This is a genomic window from Corynebacterium riegelii (genome assembly GCF_001263755.1).
GTDB classification, from domain to species: Bacteria; Actinomycetota; Actinomycetes; order Mycobacteriales; family Mycobacteriaceae; genus Corynebacterium; species Corynebacterium riegelii.
The window spans coordinates 905,244-922,262 of record NZ_CP012342.1 but is presented as its reverse complement, the minus strand read 5'-3'; the positions used below and the strand labels follow the sequence as shown (position 1 = coordinate 922,262).

The window sequence follows — 17,019 nt, the reverse complement described above, 5'->3', positions numbered from 1 at the left end:
CTAGACTGGCTGCTCATGAGCGAACTTCAGGATTTGCAGCGCGAATGGGACCAGCTGGCGGGGGAGGTCCGCCACCACAGGGACCTGTATTACAACGGCCAGCCGGTGATTTCGGACGGTGAGTTTGATGAGCTGTTTCGTCGCCTGCAGGCGCTTGAAGAGGAGCACCCGGAGCTAGCCGTACCGGATTCACCCACCAAGGAAGTCGGCGCCCCGGTGAATGATGGTGCGTTTGCGGACGTCACTCACCCAGAGCGCATGATGAGCCTGGATAACGTTTTCTCTGAAGAGGAGATGCGTGATTGGCTGGCCAAGACTCCTGGCCCGTACCTCACTGAGCTGAAGATCGACGGGTTGTCCATTGACCTTGTGTATGAAAACGGTGAGCTCACCCGTGCTGCCACGCGTGGCGACGGTGTGACGGGCGAAGACATCACCGCCAACGCACGAGTGATCGAGGACATCCCGCACACGCTTAAAGGCGACGCCCCGGCTTTCCTTGAGGTGCGCGGCGAGGTGTTTATCCGTCCCGAGGACTTCCCGGAGCTCAATGAGCTGCGCCAGAAGGAAGGCGGTAAGCCGTTTGCTAACCCGCGCAACACGGCGGCAGGTGGCTTGCGTCAGAAGAACCCGGAGGATGTGAAGAAGCGCAAGCTTCGCATGATCTGCCACGGTATCGGCGCGCGCGAGGGCTTCAACCCGCAAACGCAGCACGAGGCCTACCTGAAGCTTGCGGAGTGGGGGCTGCCGGTCAGCGAGTACACGCGCCAGGCGGAAACCGCCGAGGACGTAATCAAGGCGGTCAAGTACTGGGGCGAGCACCGCAATGACGCCATCCATGAGATGGATGGCCTTGTAGTCAAGGTGGATTCCGTGGCGGAGCAGCGCGCGCTGGGTGCTACGTCGCGCGCGCCGCGTTGGGCGATTGCGTACAAGTACCCGCCGCAGGAAGTGACCACGAAGCTGCTGGACATTGAGGTCTCTGTGGGCCGCACTGGGCGCGCAACCCCGTTTGCGGTGCTAGAGCCGGTGTTTGTCTCAGGTTCCACGGTGTCTATGGCAACGCTGCACAACCAGCACGAGGTCAAGCGCAAGGGTGTGTTGATCGGGGACACGGTGGTGGTGCGCAAGGCCGGCGAGATCATCCCGGAGGTCTTGGGCCCCGTTGCTGATCTTCGCGACGGCACCGAGCGCGAATTCGTCTACCCGGAGAATTGCCCGTCGTGTGGCACGAAGCTGGCCCCTGCGAAGGAGGGGGACGCGGACTGGCGCTGCCCCAACACCCGCTCCTGTCCGGCGCAGCTGGCGACGCGGCTGGAGTACATCGCATCCCGCGGCGTCTTTGACATTGAGGCACTGGGGGAGAAGGGCGCTCAGGACTTGATCGCGTCCGGTGTGCTTGAAGATGAGGCGAAGCTGTTCGACCTCACCGAGGAAGACCTGAAGAAGTCCAGCGCGTACACGCGTAAAGACGGCGCAGTCAACGCTGCTGGCAAGAAGCTGTTGGCCAACCTTGAGACCGCGCGTCACGCGGATCTGTGGCGGGTGATCACCGCGCTGTCTATCCGCCACGTCGGTCCCACCGCGGCCCGCGCCCTTGCCACGCGCTACCACTCGTTGCAGGCGCTTATGGACGCCCCCGTGGAGGACCTTGCCGAGACTGACGGTGTTGGCGAGGTGATTGCAGCGTCGTTTAAGGAATGGTTCACGGTTGATTGGCACCAAGCGATCGTGGAAGCCTGGGCGGCCGCCGGTGTGACCATGGAGTCGGACGAGGAAGAGCGCGCCCCGCAGACGCTGGAGGGCCTGACCATCGTTGCCACCGGCACGCTGGAGGGCTTTACTCGCGACGAGATTAAGGAAGCGATCCTGTCACGCGGCGGCAAGGCAGCAGGTTCGGTGTCGAAGAAAACTGACTACGTGGTGGTTGGTGAAAACGCCGGCTCCAAGGCCGCAAAGGCCGAGGAGCTGGGGCGGCCGATTCTCACCGAGGCGCAGTTTGTGCAACTGCTTGAGGGCGGCCCAGACGCGCTTGCATAAGGCGCGCGGTACTTCTAGCGCAGCATTGCGCCGACGATGCGGCCAAGATCGCCGATCTCACGGACCTCAGATGCCAGGTAGTCAGGCCCGCCAACACGCCCGATGACCAGCACCATGTCGGTGCCGTTGAGCGGAGTAATAGTCAGCGCGGTACCGAGTTGGAACCACGGCTCTGGCGCCCATTCGTCGTAGTCGGGTTGGAGGACCCGTGCTGCGTCGATAAGCGGCATGCTCGGGTGGGAACCATCATCCTCCGGTGCGGCCGGGGAGGCGGCGACCCGGGCAAGCCCATCGGGGGTATCACGCAGCACGACCGCCCAGGAGGAGGTAACCGCACCCGGCATGACGTTGACCAACTCATCCAACGTGTCGTTGACGCGGCTGGAACAATCCGCGATTTTTGCAAGCATCTCAATCTGTCCGCGGCGGTCCACACGACCCGTAAACGGGCGGATGGAATCCACCTCCGCACCCTCAACCGAGGCTACGGCGGTGATCAGCGTGTCTACCATGACGCCAGTGGGAAGTGTCACCACGATGTCATCGGTTACGGTGCCATCTAGCGAGGTTTCCACAATGTCCACGGAGTTAATGTCAGCGTCCACAATGCCAAACGCTTCGGCCAGCTGACCAAGGCTGCCGGGGACGTTCGGAAGGGTTACGCGGATGAGATAGGACATGAACTCCTTTATAGCAACCGGGGCTGGCCGGTAGTTGTGCCGGTGGTTGTGTAGGCGTGACGTAAGATGATCCCCGTTAAACGCAACCCACGTGACGTGGAAGGGATATAACGACTGTGGCTGAGATTTCCCGCGACGAGGTCGCGCGCATTGCGCGCCTTGCTCGAATCGCGCTGAATGATGAGGAACTCGACGATATTGCGAAGCAGCTAGACACGATTGTGGATGCTGTTTCGAAGGTCCAGGGCGTGGACACCGAGGGGGTTACCCCGATGAGCCACCCGCACTCCATTGACGCGGGTATGCGCGCAGATGTGGAGAAGAAGACGCTGACGCAGGCCCAAGCGCTGGACCAGGCTCCGGCCGTGGAAGACGAACGCTTCGTTGTGCCGCAGATTCTCGGAGAGGGAGATTAAGAACTATGACCCAGTACACGATTCCTGCCGAGGGCCTGATTTCGAAGCCGGCACACGAGCTGGCTGCCATGATCCAAGCTGGCGAGGTGACTTCGCGTGAGGTCACCGAGGCGTTTTTGGACCGTATCGCCGAGGTTGACGGTGAGATCGGCGCATTCCTGCACGTTGGTGTGGAGGAAGCATTGGCTGCGGCAGACAAGGTGGATGAGCAGGTGAAAAGCGGCGAGGAGCCGGCTTCTGCGCTTGCTGGTGTGCCGCTGGCGCTTAAAGACCTGCTGGTGACTACGGATGCGCCGACGACTGCAGCATCCAAGATGCTTGAGGGCTACATGAGCCCGTACGACGCGACTGTGGTGACCAAGCTGCGTGAAGCTGGTATCCCGATCCTGGGCAAGACCAACCTGGATGAGTTCGCCATGGGTTCCTCTACAGAGAACTCTGCCTACAAGCCGACGAAGAACCCTCACGACTTGGAGCGCGTGCCGGGTGGCTCCGGTGGCGGTACCGCTGCTGCGCTGGCTTCCGGTGAGGCGCCGCTGGGCATTGGTACGGACACCGGCGGCTCGATCCGTCAGCCGGCATCTTTGACCGGCACGGTGGGTGTGAAGCCGACCTACGGTGGCGTGTCGCGCTACGGCGTCATCGCCTGTGCCTCCTCGCTGGATCAGGTCGGCCCGTGTGCCAACAACGTGTTGGATACGGCGTTGTTGCACGAGATCATTGCAGGCCACGATGAGTTCGACGCAACCAGCGTGGACCGCGAGGTACCCAAGTGTGCAGATGCGGCGCGTGAGGGCGCATCCGGCGACCTTACGGGCGTGAAGATTGGCCGCGTGAAGCAGTTCAACCGCCCGGGCACGCAGGCTGGCGTGGCTGAGCTGATCGATGAAGCCTTTGCGCAGTTTGAGCGCCAGGGCGCGGAGATCGTTGAGGTTGACTGCCCGAGCTTCGATGACGTGATGGGTGCCTACTACATCATCCAGATGTCTGAGGTCAGCTCGAACCTGGCTCGTTTCGACGGTATGCGTTACGGCCTGCGCGCCGGCGATGATGGCACCCGCTCCGCTGAGGAGGTCATGGCGGCCTCTCGTGGCGCAGGTTTCGGCCCTGAGGTCAAGCGCCGCGTGATCCTGGGCACCTACGCGCTATCTGTTGGTTACTACGACGCGTACTACCTGCAGGCACAACGCGTGCGCACGATGATCGCGCAGGACTTGAAGCGTGCCTTCGAGCAGGTTGACGTCATCGCTGGCCCAGCTGTGCCGTCCACGGCGTTCAAGCTGGGGGAGAAGGTGGATGATCCGTTGGCGATGTACAACTTTGACCTGTTCACCCTGCCGCTGAACTTGGCTGGCCTGCCGGGCATGTCCGTGCCGGCTGGTAAGGCGTCAGACACCGGCCTTCCGGTTGGTCTGCAGCTGATCGCCCCGGCGTTTGAGGACGCGCGCCTCTACCGCGTGGGTGCCGCTTTTGAAGCCGGCCGTTAATCCTTGGAATACCCTCGCAGCCTTGGCTGCGGGGTATTTTCTTGTCCTGATTGATCAGGGCTTCATGCCCGTGATCACGCCGCTTTTGCCTTTCGACGTGAAAAGCGCCGTCTGGCTGACCTCCATCTACCTGCTGTGCACGGTGGCACCGATGCCCGCCACGGGCCGTCTTGGAGACGTCTACGGGCAGCGCCGCATGTTCCTTGCCGGCTTGTGCGTCTACGTCCTGGGTTTGGGATTGGCGGGTGCCTCGTGGTCTTTTGGCTCTTTGGTGGCAGCGCGTGCGTTGCAGGGCTTTGGCGCGGCGGTGTTCCTGCCGCAAGCGTTCGGGCTGATCCCGCGGGTGTTTGCCGATGACAAGCAAGGCCGAGCGTTTGCTGCCTGGGGCGTGATTGGCTCAGTGGCCTCCATGCTGGGACCCGTGGCTGGCGGTGCTGTTGCGGAAAGCTACGGCTGGCGCGCGGCGTTTTACGCCCAAGCGGGGCTGGGGGTTGCGGCACTGGTGGCTGGCTTGATTGCCTTGCCAGCGCTGCCGCGCGGGCAGCAGCAGGTGACGCTTCTGCCCGTGCTGCTATCGATCGGCGGCCTTGGGTGTTTGGTCTACGGCATCCAGTTCGGCCAGTGGCCTTCGATCCTTCTCGGCTTGCTGCTGGTGATGTCGCTCGTGCTTTCTGCACGCAACGGCACCGACGGTGGGTTCCTGCCAATCGGGCTTCTCAGCGGTAGGGCCTTTGCGCTGGGCACGATAGGTGTGGCCATGATGGGCTTTTCGGTGGCATCCATGTTCATCCCCCTGATGTATTGGCTGCAAACGGTTGCGGGCGCAACTCCAACCACGGCCGGGCTTGTCACCGTGCCCATGTCCTTATTCGCACTCGCCTTGACCCCGGTTGCCGGCTACCTCACGGACCGTATGGACCCAGGCAAGCTGTGCGTTGCGGGCTTTAGTGTGTGCGCGGCGGGCCTTGCATTGGCCGTTGCACTGATTAACGCCGGGGCGCCCGTTGCATGGTTTGCCGCGGTGACCTCGCTTCTCGGCATCGGCGGGGCATTCGTGTGGGCGCCCAATGCTGCAGTGACCATGCGGGGTATCGACGGTGCGCACACCGGCGCGGCCTCGGGGCTCTACAACACGGCGCGCCAGGTAGGCAGCGTGGTGGGTGTCGCGCTGGTTGGTGCAGTGCTGGCGTCGGGGGAGATCGACGCGACTGCTGCAAAAGCGCTGGTGCTGCCGTTGGGGGCGATGGTGGTGGGGGCGGTGGCGTCGCTAAGCATGAAGCCCCATGGGGTGGCGCGCTAGGCTGGGAACCATGCGACTTGCCACTTTGACTTCAGGCGGCGACTGCCCGGGACTGAATGCTGTAATTCGAGGAATCGTGCGAACGGCCAGCGCGGAGTACGGCTCCACCGTGGTCGGCTACCTCGACGGCTGGGTAGGCCTGATGGAGGACCGCAGGGTGGACCTCTACGACGACGCCTACATTGACTCGATCCTCCTGCGCGGCGGCACCATCTTGGGCACCGGCCGCCTCCACCCCGACAAGTTCAAGGCAGGCATTGACCAGATCAAGGCCAATCTTGCAGACGCTGAGGTGGACGCCCTTATCGCCATCGGCGGCGAAGGCACGCTCAAAGGTGCAAAGTGGCTGGCAGACAACGGCATTCCGGTAGTCGGTGTGCCGAAGACCATTGACAATGACGTGGCCGCGACGGACTACACCTTCGGCTTTGACACCGCGGTGTCTGTGGCAACGGACGCGATCGACCGCCTGCACACCACCGCGGAATCGCACAACCGCATCCTGATCGTGGAGGTTATGGGCCGCCACGTCGGCTGGATCGCCCTGCACGCGGGCATGGCTGGTGGCGCGCACTACACCGTCATCCCGGAAGAACCCTTCGACATTGAAGAGATCTGCAAGGCCATGGAGCGCCGCTTCCAGATGGGGGAGAAGTACGGCATCATCGTGGTCGCCGAAGGCGCTGTGCCCAAGGAAGGCACGATGGACGCAGGTCTGGGCGAGGAAGACGAGTTTGGCCACAAGACCTTCAACGGCATGGGCCAGATTATTGGGGACGAAATTAAGCGCCGCCTCGGCTACGACGTACGCACCACCGTGCTCGGCCACATCCAGCGCGGCGGCACGCCCACTGCCTACGACCGTGTGCTTGCCACCCGCTACGGCGTGCACGCAGCGCGCGCAGCACACGAGGGCAACTTTGACACTTGCGTAGCACTCCACGGGGAGAACATCGACCTGGTGCCGCTGGAGTCTGCCGTGGCGCACTTGAAGCAGGTGCCGGAAGCGCGCTACAAGACGGCGCGCAGCATGTTCGGCTAAATTTGTTCGGCTAGATTTTCATCTAGCCTTCCTCGGCATCCAGGCCTATGTCGAGGATGCGCACCGAGTGCGTTAGCGCGCCGACGGCGAGAAAGTCCACGCCGGTTTCGGCGTACGCGCGCGCCACGTCAAGGCTTAAGCCTCCGGAGGATTCCAGCCGCGTGTTCGGCGAGAGCCGGTTGCGCAGCTCCACGGCTTGACGTGTGGTGTCCACGCTGAAGTTGTCCAGCATGACCAAGTCAGGGTGCAGAGCGAGGACTTCTTCAAGCTGGGCGAGGGTGTCTACTTCTACCTCGCGGGGCAGGTCCGGAAATGCTTCCGCCGTACGACGGTAAGCTTCCGCCACGCTGCCAACACCTGCCACGTGGTTGTCTTTAATCAGGGCGCTATCGCCCAGGCTCATGCGGTGGTTTACGCCGCCGCCGCAGCGCACGGCGTATTTGGCAAAGTCGCGGTAGCCGGGAAGCGTCTTGCGTGAGTCGCGCACTTTGGCGCCAGTGCCGGCCAGCGCATCAGTCCACTGCTGCGTTTGCGTGGCAATGCCGCTGGCGTAGGTCAGCAGATTCAGCATGGTGCGCTCCGCCGAGAGGATCGGGCGGGCAGGACCGCTCACGGTTGCGAGCTTTGTTCCGGGGGCAACCTTGTCGCCGTCGTTCGCGTGCATGGTGACTTGGATTTCCGGGCTGATCTCTTGCATGATCCAGGCGATCACGTCTAGACCCGCCACTACGCCCGGTTGGCGTGGGACGACGTGGGTGGTCAGTACTGCGTCCGCGTCGATGGTGGCTTCCGTCGTAGCGTCAGGGCCGTGTGCGAAATCCTCCTCTAAGCCGATGCGGATTAGGCGTAGCGTTGCTTCTTTATCTAGAGGTTGCATCTGCGTTCTACTCCCCACTACCCGGGTTACCAATGGCAATCATGCGCTCCAGCGACTGACGAGCCTTCGCCGCCACATCCTCCGGCACTGTGACCTCATCGCGCATCTCCCGCAGCGAGGCAACCAGCTTCTCCGGCGTAATCATCTTCATGTACGTGCATGACGCCTTGGGGTTGACCGGCTGGAAATCAACCGCAGGCGAAGCTTGCTGCAGCTGGTGCAACATGCCCACCTCAGTAGCCACCAGCACCGTGCCCTCAGTGTCCCGCCCAGCCTGCTCAAGCATGCCGCCAGTAGAGAGCATGTGCACACGCTGCGGATCAATTACGCCTTCGCCCGCCAGGTAGATCGCGGAGTTGGCGCAGCCGCACTCCGGGTGGATGTACAGCGGTGCCTCCGGGTGGGCGGCCGCCTGGTCCGCCAGGTCCTTGCCGTTGATACCGGCGTGGACGTGGCACTCACCGGCCCAAATGCGGATGTTCTCACGCCCAGTCTCACGCTTGACGTGCGCGCCTAGGAACTGGTCGGGGCAGAAGAGGATCTCCTGATCCGGGTCGATGGAGTTGACCACATCAACCGCATTGGAAGAGGTGCAGCAGATATCAGTTAGCGCCTTGACCTCTGCGGTGGTGTTGACGTAGCTGACTACCAGCGCGTCCGGATGCTGCGCCTTCCATTCACGCAGCTGATCGGCAGTAATGGAGTCCGCCAGCGAGCAACCAGCATCCGCATCCGGGATCAGCACGGTCTTGTCGGGGCTTAAGATCTTCGCACTTTCCGCCATGAAGTGCACACCGCAAAAGACGATCACATCCGCATCGGTTTTCGCCGCGATGCGGGACAGCGCAAGCGAGTCGCCTGTAAAGTCGGCGATGTCTTGAATCTCCGGGATTTGGTAGTTGTGCGCCAAAATCACGGCGTTTTTCTCTTGCTTCAGTTTTCGCACTTCATCAGTCCACATGCGTCTAACCTAGCCCGTTTCAGCTCGGGTTTTGGTCAGTTTGACACTAACGGAAGGCACACACATGACGTTGCTCGAACAAATGGCTGAGCGCTACGAGGCATGGATGCCGAGCAGGTTGCGCCAGTGGTACGGCCCAGAAGAGCGGCTTTTACTAGCCACGCAAGAAATGCGCCCCCAAGCTGACCACGTAGCCAACACGGAATTTGGCGCAGGTTTTAGAGACCACCTCCGCACCTTTGGAGGTCCCGATGTGGCAGACCCGTTGGCGTGGGCAAACCGGCACATCGAGTTCAGCGACGGCAACTGGTGTGTAGCGGGTATCCGGTTTCTCGGACTGGATCCGCAAAAGCCGTTTGTAAGCGTTGTTGCCACCTCGTTGCCTCCGCAGTACGACGCTTTGGTGCCGTATGCGAAAAAGCTCCACCGGGAGTTCGCCGAGTTTGTGCCGCTTGCCATCCGCTTCGAACTGCCGGACCCGCCCGCTGATGTAGACGTGGACCAATGGATTATCGCGGGTCTTGTCTCGCAGCTTCGTGAGCGGCCGTTGCGGCCACAGTGCGAGCGCGTGCGGCTGGTACCTGCAGAACCGGCCGAGATAGTTACCTATGCCGATGAGGTGCTTGCCCGCGTGATCAAGCAAACGCCCGAAGTTGCCACGTGGACTGAAGCGGCAACGCTTGAGCAGCTGACAAGCTGCGCGGAGACAGGCGCGCTGTGCACCATTGAGATTGACGGGCAGCACGCGGGCATCATTGCCGCCGCGCGTGATGACGCGAACGGTATGCGGGGATTTCAGGTCTACGAAATCCTGCTTGATAATCATGCCCGGGGCCATGGTTTCGGCTCTGCGGCGATGCAACTGTTGTGCCGCGTATTGCCAGCCGAGACAGGAGATACGTTGTGGGGGACGGTGCACGGGGGCAATGTGGCGTCGATAAGCAATGGGCTCTCAGTGGGCCGTGAAAAGACCGCAGCTTTTGTTTGGATCGAGCGACGCGGCGAGCTGTAGCGCGGGCGTGTGGGGTGGGGCAGTAGACTGACCGGCATGACTGCGTATGACCTGATGGATTACGACGAGGTACTGGAAAAGTACGACCCGGTTATGGGTCTTGAGGTGCACGTCGAGCTTGCCACTGAGACGAAGATGTTCTCCACCGCCTCCGCACACTTTGGTGCGGCGCCGAACACGAACATTGACCCGGTTTCGCTCGGCCTTCCTGGCGCACTGCCGGTGGTGAACGCGAAGGGCGTGGAGTGGGCCATCAAGATCGGCCTGGCGTTGAACTGCAAGATTGCAGAGTCTTCCCGGTTTGCGCGCAAGAACTATTTCTACCCGGACCAGCCGAAGAACTACCAGATCTCCCAGTACGACGAGCCGATTGCGTACGACGGTTACCTGGACGTCATGCTGGAGGACGGCACGGAGTGGCGCGTTGAGATCGAGCGCGCGCACATGGAGGAAGACACCGGCAAGCTGACCCACCTGGGTTCTGCGTCCGGCCGTATTACGGGCGCGACGGCGTCGCTTGTGGACTGCAACCGTGCCGGCATCCCGCTCATTGAGATTGTGACCAAGCCGATCATCGGCGCTGGCGAGCGCGCCCCCGAGGTTGCCAAGGCCTACGTTGGCGCCCTGCGCGAGCTGGTGAAGGCACTTGGTGTCTCCGATGCTCGTATGGACCAGGGCAGCATGCGTTGCGACGCGAACGTCTCCCTTCGCCCCATCGGCCAGGAGAAGTTTGGCACCCGTACCGAAACGAAGAACATCAACTCCCTGAAGTCGGTCGAGCAGGCCGTGCGCTTTGAGATGCAGCGCCAGGCCGCCGCGCTGGAGAACGGCGAGGAGATCGTCCAGGAGACCCGCCACTACCAGGAGAAGGACGGCTCCACCTCCAAGGGGCGTCCGAAGGAAGAGGCGTCCGACTACCGCTACTTCAACGATCCTGACCTGCCGCCGGTGATTGCAAAGCCGGAGTGGGTTGAGGAAATCCGCGCAACCCTGCCGGAGCTTCCGTGGGTGCGCCGCGCCCGTATTCAGGAGGAGTGGCAGCTGCCGGAGAAGGAATTCCGCGACCTTGTCAACGCTGGTGCATTGGATCTGATCGTGGACACCGTTGAGGCCGGCACCACTCCGGACGAGGCCCGTTCCTGGTGGGTCTCCTACATCAACGGCAAGGCCAATGAGGCGGGCAAGGACCTGGACGCGCTTGGTGTCAGCCCGGCTGATGTGGCACGTGTGGTGGAGCTGGTCAAGGAAGGCAAGCTGACCACCAAGCTGGGCCGCCAGGCCATCGACGGTGTCATTGCTGGCGAGGGCAGCGTCGACGAGGTTGTCGCCGCCCGTGGCCTTGAGGTCGTGCGTGACGACGGCGCAATCGAGAAAGCCGTCGACGAAGCCCTGGCCGCCAACCCGGACATCGTGGAGAAGTACCGCGCAGGCAATAAGAAGGTCACCGGTGCCATCGTTGGCGCCGTGATGAAGGCAACGCAGGGCAAGGCCGACCCCGGCCAGGTCAACCAGCTGATTGCCAAGAAGCTCGCCGAGTAAGCGGGGGAGAACTCCCGCTTGGTAGTGCTCCCGCTGAGGAGACGAAAACCCCTACCAGTGCGTTACCCGTTGGGTGCGCGGTTGGTAGGGGTTTTGCGTTTGGGCGTTGACAAGCGAAGTGCTACTTCGTTTCAGGCTTTACGGCCGGGAACTCACCAGTTTTGTACATTTCCTCGTACGCCTCCCAGTGAATCTCATCGCCCTTGGCCTCAGGCGCGCCCTCATAATCTTCGTGCTCCGGGTCGAGCGCAGGCGTATCCGCAATATCGAATTCACTGGAGCTATCCGCGTGCAAGTCAGCCGCAACTTCCTCCTGCACGGACTGCCACAGATCCTGCGTGTCCACGTGAGAATCCGCAGCCAGCTCATCAACCTCAGCGCGCTCGGCACGAGTTAGATCCTCCATTGCCGGGTCGAGCTGAGTCTCAGCCAGCTCTGCAAGACGTTCGCGACGCTCCGTCTCATCCTGGATATTCTTGCGGTCACGGAACCACGCGACACCCATAGCCACGCCAAGCACCAGGCCAAGGTAACCAAGCACCGGGTACACCCAGCCAACAAGATCGGCGAAGCCAATGAAGGACAGCGCGAAACCAACCATCACCGCCAAGAAGTAGTACAGGCGGAAACGCTTCGGGTTGCTGTGGCTAGTGCGGCGACCAATGGCGTAGAACATGCCAACAGCAGTGTTGTAAATCATCAGGTAGATCACGATGGAGACGAACACGCCAATAGACGGGTGCATGTTGTCAAAGACCATCAGCAGCGGCATATCTGCGCCCATGACGTTTTCCATGTTGGCAAACAGGATGAACGTGAGCATGAGCAGCAGTACCGCGAACATGATGCCGCCGAGCAGGCCGCCCTTGCCCGCCTGGGCCGGGTTCATGTGGGAGCCGGCGAAGACGAGCATCATGGAGGCGTCCATAATCATGACCAGCGTGGCGTAGTTCAGTGCGGTAATAAACCAGTTACCAAACGTGCCCGAAGCCTGCGTGTTGGTCATTGCAAGCTCATTGATGTGCGCGAAATCAGACGGCATGTTTGCCAACGTGATTGCAAACGCGCCAAGCAAGCAGATGATCAAAAGCGGGGTAATGAACGAGAACACATCCGTGAGCTTGTCAATATCCAGCAAACCCGACAGCAGGAGCAGCACCACCATGATGGCCGAGCCAATCCACGTGTCCAGACCGAACTGCTGCTGCAAGTTTGCGCCCGCGCCGGCGACCATGACAAAGCCAATGCAGAACAGCGTAAAAATAGTGGTGACGTCCATGTACCTGGCCACCCACGGACGCGACACGCTCTTGAACACGGCGCTGTGGTCATCAGCCATGTAGTAGGAGCCAAGCTGGTAGACCCAGCCACTGAAGATGGCGATGGCGGCGCCCGCAATGGCCGCACCTACGATGCCCCAATAACCGAACGAGAGAAAGTATTGAATGACTTCTTGGCCTGACGCGAAGCCGGCGCCGACCGTCAGGCCAACAAGCGCTAGCGCTACTTTTAAGGTTTTGGGCATGAAGTTGTGTTTCCTTCCAAAAGTGGTTCTGTCACAAACGGGCCCGATGGTAACACTTTGAAATTAAAATGCCCCCAGATGGAACATGCAGCGTACAAAGCTGGAGGGCGTTGGAGGGTGGTTCCCGGGTGGATTTTTGTAAGCGACCCCGGGGTCATTTGCAAAAACCCAGGTGGTGGTTTTCACTTCCGTAACAAACGGCCTTGGTTGCAATGAGGCTGGTGTGACGCGTGGGATTAGCGCAGGTCAGCAAGCTAAAGGGGGGGGCAGTTAACGGGCACTGAAAACAAATGTGAAATCTTTCAGTGTCCTGGGGTTTTGAAGTCACATCCGTAACAAATCGAAATGTTTGCAATGAGGCTAAAGTGACGCGTGGGATTAACGCAGGTCAGCGCAGGTCAGCGCAGGCCCAGCCCACCTACATCCCCGGTGCCTTCGGGGTGTTGGTCATGATCTTGGCCATAATCTTCTTCAGCTGCTCGGCTTCCTTAGCGGTCACCTGCTCAAAGATGGTCCCACGGATATGGGCGATCACTTCAGGGGTGGAGCGCACGACAAACTCCACACCGTCTTCAGTCAACGTGGCAAACGTAGAACGGCGGTCCTCGGCGCTGCGGTTACGTTCGGTAAAGCCGCGCTGCTCAAGGCGATCCATCACGTGTGACAGGCGTGAAGGTGACATCATCGTGGCGTCGGCGAGTTTAGACATCGTGGTGGTGTGGTTTTCCGCCTGGGCGATGGACAACAGTGTCATGTAATCGGGCAGCCCCATTTTCTCTTGGCGTTTCAGGTGCTCATCCAGGCGTGCGGGCACCCAGGAAACGAATGTCCAGAGGGTGCGCCAGACGTCTGCATCGTGATCTTCCAGCCAATGAAAACGTTCCATGGCAGTGACTTTAATACAGGGGGCGAAAAGTATGGTTGAACCATGTTGAATATTCGCCCCGCAGTGGAAACAGACGTTCCTGAGATCTTCGCAATGATCAATGAGCTTGCGGAATACGAGAAAGCTCCGGATGAAGTCACCTCCACTGAAGAAGACGTGCGTACCCACCTGTTTGGGGAGAACCCGCGCGTTTACACCCTCATCGGGGAGGTCGACGGCAAGGTGCAGGGGATGGCCATGTGGTTTTTGAATTACTCCACGTGGCACGGCCGTCACGGCATCTGGTTGGAGGACCTGTACGTGCGTGAACAGGCGCGCGGGAATGGCATTGGGACTGCTTTGCTCAAAGCACTGGCAAAGATTGCTGTGGACAATGATTACAGGCGTGTGGAGTGGACGGTGTTGAGGTGGAACGAGCCGTCGATAGGCTTCTATAGCTCCATCGGTGCCCATGACATGGGGGAGTGGACCACTATGCGCCTAGATGCGGAGGCGCTGAAAACGCTCGGTAGTTAACCCGGTTGGGAACACGCCGTTTGTCATGCAGAGTTGGATAGGAAAACTCGCATAGTTTAGGGGGTATGGCAACCGATAATCAGCGCGATAATTTGCGCGACGCAACGCCCGAAGATTTCTCGCACGACGATGTTCCGGCCTACACGCCTGGCACGGACCCGGTGGGTACCGCAGAGACCGAGGTTTTTGCGGCCTCGACTCCGGCTGCGGCAGCTGTTACGGGCGAGACCGCTGCAATTGACCGTGAACCGCAGTACATCGCTCCCGCTGAGCCGGTGTATGAAGAGGTCACGGTTGTTTCGGACCCGGTTGTGGAAGAACCCGTAGCGGCACCTGTTGGCCGCGGCACCATTGACTTTGGCTTGCTGCTGCTTCGCCTGCTGGTGGGTGGTTACCTCACGGTTCGCGCGATTGCGACGTTCTTCAACCTGGGTTCCTCCGGTGGCATTGTCGCGCTGGAGACCGCGTATGCCAGCTACCCGTTTGGTAACGGTATGGCGATTATCGTGCCCACTCTTGAGCTGGCCGCGGGTGTGTTCCTGATTCTTGGTTTGATCACTCCGGTTGCGGCGGCAGTTGGTGTCGCAGTCACCGGCTTTGAGGCACTGCATGCGCTGACTGCTGCGGATGGCGGTTGGGGCCTTTTGCTTACCGACGCCACCGTGATCCTCCCAACCCTCCTCCTCGGCCTCACCTTCGCCCTGACCTTTACCGGCCCGGGCCTCTACAGCGTGGACACTGGCAGGGGATGGGCGCGTCGACCGTTGGCGTCGTCCTGGATCTGCGCCCTGCTTGGGCTGGCTGCAGCCGGCGCCATCTGGTGGTTCGGCGCCGGCGTCAACCCGCTGGCATAAAGCCGCGTCAACCGCGTCAACCGCGGCTTAGGCCGCGTTAATCAACTTGGCGGACAGCGCCCTTATCGGCGCTGGTCGCCATTTTTGCGTATGCGCGCAGTGCCTTCGATACGTGGCGGGTGCGGTTTGGCGTCCACGGGTTGTCAGACGCCTCCATTTCGGCGCGGCGGCAGGCTAGCTCTTCATCGTCTACAACCAGGCGCAGCTCACGGTTGGCTACGGAGATGGCGATGATGTCGCCGTTTTGCACCAGGCCGATCAGGCCGCCATGTGCAGCCTCGGGGGAGATGTGGCCGATGGACAGGCCGGAGGTGCCGCCGGAAAAGCGGCCGTCTGTAATCAGCGCGCACTTCTTGCCCAAGCCAGCGCCCTTGAGGAAGGACGTGGGGTGCAGCATCTCCTGCATGCCCGGACCGCCGGAGGGACCCTCGTAGCGGATGACCACAACCTCGCCCTCCAAGACCTCGCGGTTGAGGATCATGGACACTGCCTGCTCCTGAGAATCCACAACGCGGGCAGGACCGGAGAACTCCCAGAGGCCTTCCTCCACGCCGGCGGTCTTCAAAATTGCGCCGTCCGGTGCGAGGTTGCCGCGAAGGACGACCAGGCCGCCGTCGGAAGTAATCGGGTGCTCAACGTCGTGGATCACGCCGTTTGCGGAGTCGGTGTCCAGGGACTCCCAGCGGGCGGACTGGCTAAACGCCTCCGTCGTACGGGTGCCGCCCGGAGCGGCGTGGAACAACTCCACGGCCTCTGGAATAGGGGAAGCGCCGCGAATATCCCAGTCGCCCAGCCAGGCGTCGAGGGAGTTGTAGGAGACCGAGTGCACGTCATCATGCAGAAGGCCCGCTCGGTGCAGCTCGCCCAGGATCGCCGGGATGCCGCCGGCGCGGTGGACGTCCTCCACGTGGGCGTCGCCATTCGGTGCCACCTTGGACAGGCACGGGATCTGGTGGGAGAGCTCATCAATATCGGCAAGGTCAAAGTCCACCTCACCCTCCTGCGCCGCAGCGAGGATGTGCAGGATGGTGTTGGTGGAGCCGCCCATGGCCATATCCAGCGCCATGGCGTTGCGGAACGCGTGCTCGGTGGCAATGGAGCGCGGCAGGACCGACTCGTCGCCTTCGCCGTAGTAGCGGTTGCACAGCTCAACGATCTTGGAACCAGCCTGCTCAAACAGTGCGCGGCGTGCGGTGTGGGTAGCCAGCGTTGTGCCGTTGCCGGGCAGGGACAGGCCCAGTGCCTCGGTCAGGCAATTCATGGAGTTGGCGGTGAACATACCGGAGCAGGAACCGCAGGTGGGGCAGGCGTTGTTGGCAATGTCGTCGAGCTGCGCATCGCTGACTGAGTCGTTCGCGGACAGCGCGATAGCGTCGATCAGGTCAGACTTCGGCTTGACCACATCACCCGCGTTGATGGCCTTGCCAGCCTCCATCGGTCCGCCGGAGACAAACACTGCCGGGATGTTGAGACGCATCGCGGCGTTGAGCATGCCCGGGGTGATCTTGTCGCAGTTTGAGATGCACACCATCGCATCCACGGTGTGGGCGTTGCACATGTACTCCACGGAGTCCGAGATGATTTCGCGGCTGGGCAGAGAGTAGAGCATGCCAGCATGCCCCATGGCAATGCCGTCATCAACGGCGATGGTGTTGAACTCCTTCGGCACACCACCAGCGGCACGAACCGCGTCCGCAACAATGTCGCCGACATTTTTCAGGTGGACGTGGCCCGGCACAAACTGGGTGTAGGAGTTCACAATTGCCACGATCGGCTTGCCAAACTCGTTTTCCTCAGTGCCGGTGGCACGCCACAGGGCGCGCGCGCCAGCTGCTTGGCGGCCGATGGTGGTGACGCGTGAGCGGAGGGGGATCATGGGGGTAC

Annotated in this window: 15 protein-coding genes; 9 read left to right on the top strand and 6 right to left on the bottom strand. The window is 61.4% G+C overall.

The features are described from left to right. The first annotated feature begins 15 nt into the window (after positions 1 to 15). Entirely contained in the window at positions 16 to 2,040 is a 2,025-nt protein-coding gene (gene ligA, locus AK829_RS04415) for an NAD-dependent DNA ligase LigA (RefSeq protein WP_052204612.1), read from the top strand. 14 nt (positions 2,041 to 2,054) lie between these two features. On the opposite strand, the gene AK829_RS04410 is transcribed toward ligA, so the two are convergent. Next, positions 2,055 to 2,720 (bottom strand): ACT domain-containing protein, encoded by a 666-nt coding sequence (locus tag AK829_RS04410; protein WP_052204610.1) that lies wholly within the window; start codon positions 2,718 to 2,720, stop codon positions 2,055 to 2,057. 116 nt (positions 2,721 to 2,836) lie between these two features. On the opposite strand from AK829_RS04410, the gene gatC reads away from it, so the two are divergent. The 4 genes from gatC to AK829_RS04390 are packed head-to-tail and all read left to right on the top strand — an operon-like array spanning position 2,837 to position 6,965. Continuing rightward, the gene (gene gatC, locus AK829_RS04405; protein WP_052204608.1) at positions 2,837 to 3,136 is read left to right on the top strand and encodes an Asp-tRNA(Asn)/Glu-tRNA(Gln) amidotransferase subunit GatC; all 300 of its coding nucleotides are present in this window, start codon (positions 2,837 to 2,839) and stop codon (positions 3,134 to 3,136) included. A 5-nt stretch (positions 3,137 to 3,141) separates the two neighbouring features. Continuing rightward, a complete protein-coding gene (gatA, locus tag AK829_RS04400; protein ID WP_052204606.1) occupies positions 3,142 to 4,623 on the top strand; it encodes an Asp-tRNA(Asn)/Glu-tRNA(Gln) amidotransferase subunit GatA in 1,482 nt (493 codons plus the stop codon). Positions 4,624 to 4,645: 22 nt separating this feature from the next. After that, on the top strand, positions 4,646 to 5,923 hold the full coding sequence (locus AK829_RS04395) for an MFS transporter (RefSeq protein WP_232305782.1): 1,278 nt from the start codon (positions 4,646 to 4,648) through the stop codon (positions 5,921 to 5,923). A gap of 10 nt (positions 5,924 to 5,933) precedes the next feature. Further along, a complete protein-coding gene (locus AK829_RS04390; RefSeq protein WP_052206375.1) occupies positions 5,934 to 6,965 on the top strand; it encodes a 6-phosphofructokinase in 1,032 nt (343 codons plus the stop codon). Between the two features lie 22 nt (positions 6,966 to 6,987). Here the strand turns inward: AK829_RS04390 and nadC are convergent, their stop codons facing one another. Next, positions 6,988 to 7,842, bottom strand: coding sequence for a carboxylating nicotinate-nucleotide diphosphorylase (nadC, locus tag AK829_RS04385; protein ID WP_052204604.1), 855 nt, complete (start codon positions 7,840 to 7,842; stop codon positions 6,988 to 6,990). 7 nt (positions 7,843 to 7,849) lie between these two features. Then, positions 7,850 to 8,803, bottom strand: a complete 954-nt coding sequence (gene nadA, locus AK829_RS04380) for a quinolinate synthase NadA (RefSeq protein WP_052204603.1) — start codon at positions 8,801 to 8,803, stop codon at positions 7,850 to 7,852. Between the two features lie 64 nt (positions 8,804 to 8,867). On the opposite strand from nadA, the gene AK829_RS04375 reads away from it, so the two are divergent. Then, a complete protein-coding gene (locus tag AK829_RS04375) occupies positions 8,868 to 9,815 on the top strand; it encodes a GNAT family N-acetyltransferase (protein ID WP_052204601.1) in 948 nt (315 codons plus the stop codon). Positions 9,816 to 9,851: 36 nt separating this feature from the next. Next, positions 9,852 to 11,354 carry an Asp-tRNA(Asn)/Glu-tRNA(Gln) amidotransferase subunit GatB gene (gatB, locus tag AK829_RS04370; RefSeq protein ID WP_052204599.1) on the top strand — a complete coding sequence of 501 codons (1,503 nt, stop codon included), beginning with the start codon at positions 9,852 to 9,854 and terminating at the stop codon, positions 11,352 to 11,354. 121 nt (positions 11,355 to 11,475) lie between these two features. Here gatB and AK829_RS04365 read toward each other — a convergent pair whose 3' ends face one another. Continuing rightward, on the bottom strand, positions 11,476 to 12,879 hold the full coding sequence (locus tag AK829_RS04365) for a YkvI family membrane protein (protein WP_052204597.1): 1,404 nt from the start codon (positions 12,877 to 12,879) through the stop codon (positions 11,476 to 11,478). Positions 12,880 to 13,297: 418 nt separating this feature from the next. Further along, on the bottom strand, positions 13,298 to 13,765 hold the full coding sequence (locus tag AK829_RS04360; protein ID WP_052204596.1) for a MarR family winged helix-turn-helix transcriptional regulator: 468 nt from the start codon (positions 13,763 to 13,765) through the stop codon (positions 13,298 to 13,300). Between the two features lie 42 nt (positions 13,766 to 13,807). Between AK829_RS04360 and AK829_RS04355 the strand changes: the two genes are divergently transcribed. Both AK829_RS04355 and AK829_RS04350 read left to right on the top strand, forming a co-directional pair. Then, positions 13,808 to 14,281 carry a GNAT family N-acetyltransferase gene (locus tag AK829_RS04355; protein ID WP_052204594.1) on the top strand — a complete coding sequence of 158 codons (474 nt, stop codon included), beginning with the start codon at positions 13,808 to 13,810 and terminating at the stop codon, positions 14,279 to 14,281. Positions 14,282 to 14,346: 65 nt separating this feature from the next. Continuing rightward, positions 14,347 to 15,135 (top strand): DoxX family protein, encoded by a 789-nt coding sequence (locus tag AK829_RS04350; RefSeq protein WP_052204591.1) that lies wholly within the window; start codon positions 14,347 to 14,349, stop codon positions 15,133 to 15,135. A 37-nt stretch (positions 15,136 to 15,172) separates the two neighbouring features. Here AK829_RS04350 and ilvD read toward each other — a convergent pair whose 3' ends face one another. After that, positions 15,173 to 17,011 (bottom strand): dihydroxy-acid dehydratase, encoded by a 1,839-nt coding sequence (gene ilvD, locus AK829_RS04345; protein WP_052204589.1) that lies wholly within the window; start codon positions 17,009 to 17,011, stop codon positions 15,173 to 15,175. Positions 17,012 to 17,019 lie beyond the last annotated feature (8 nt).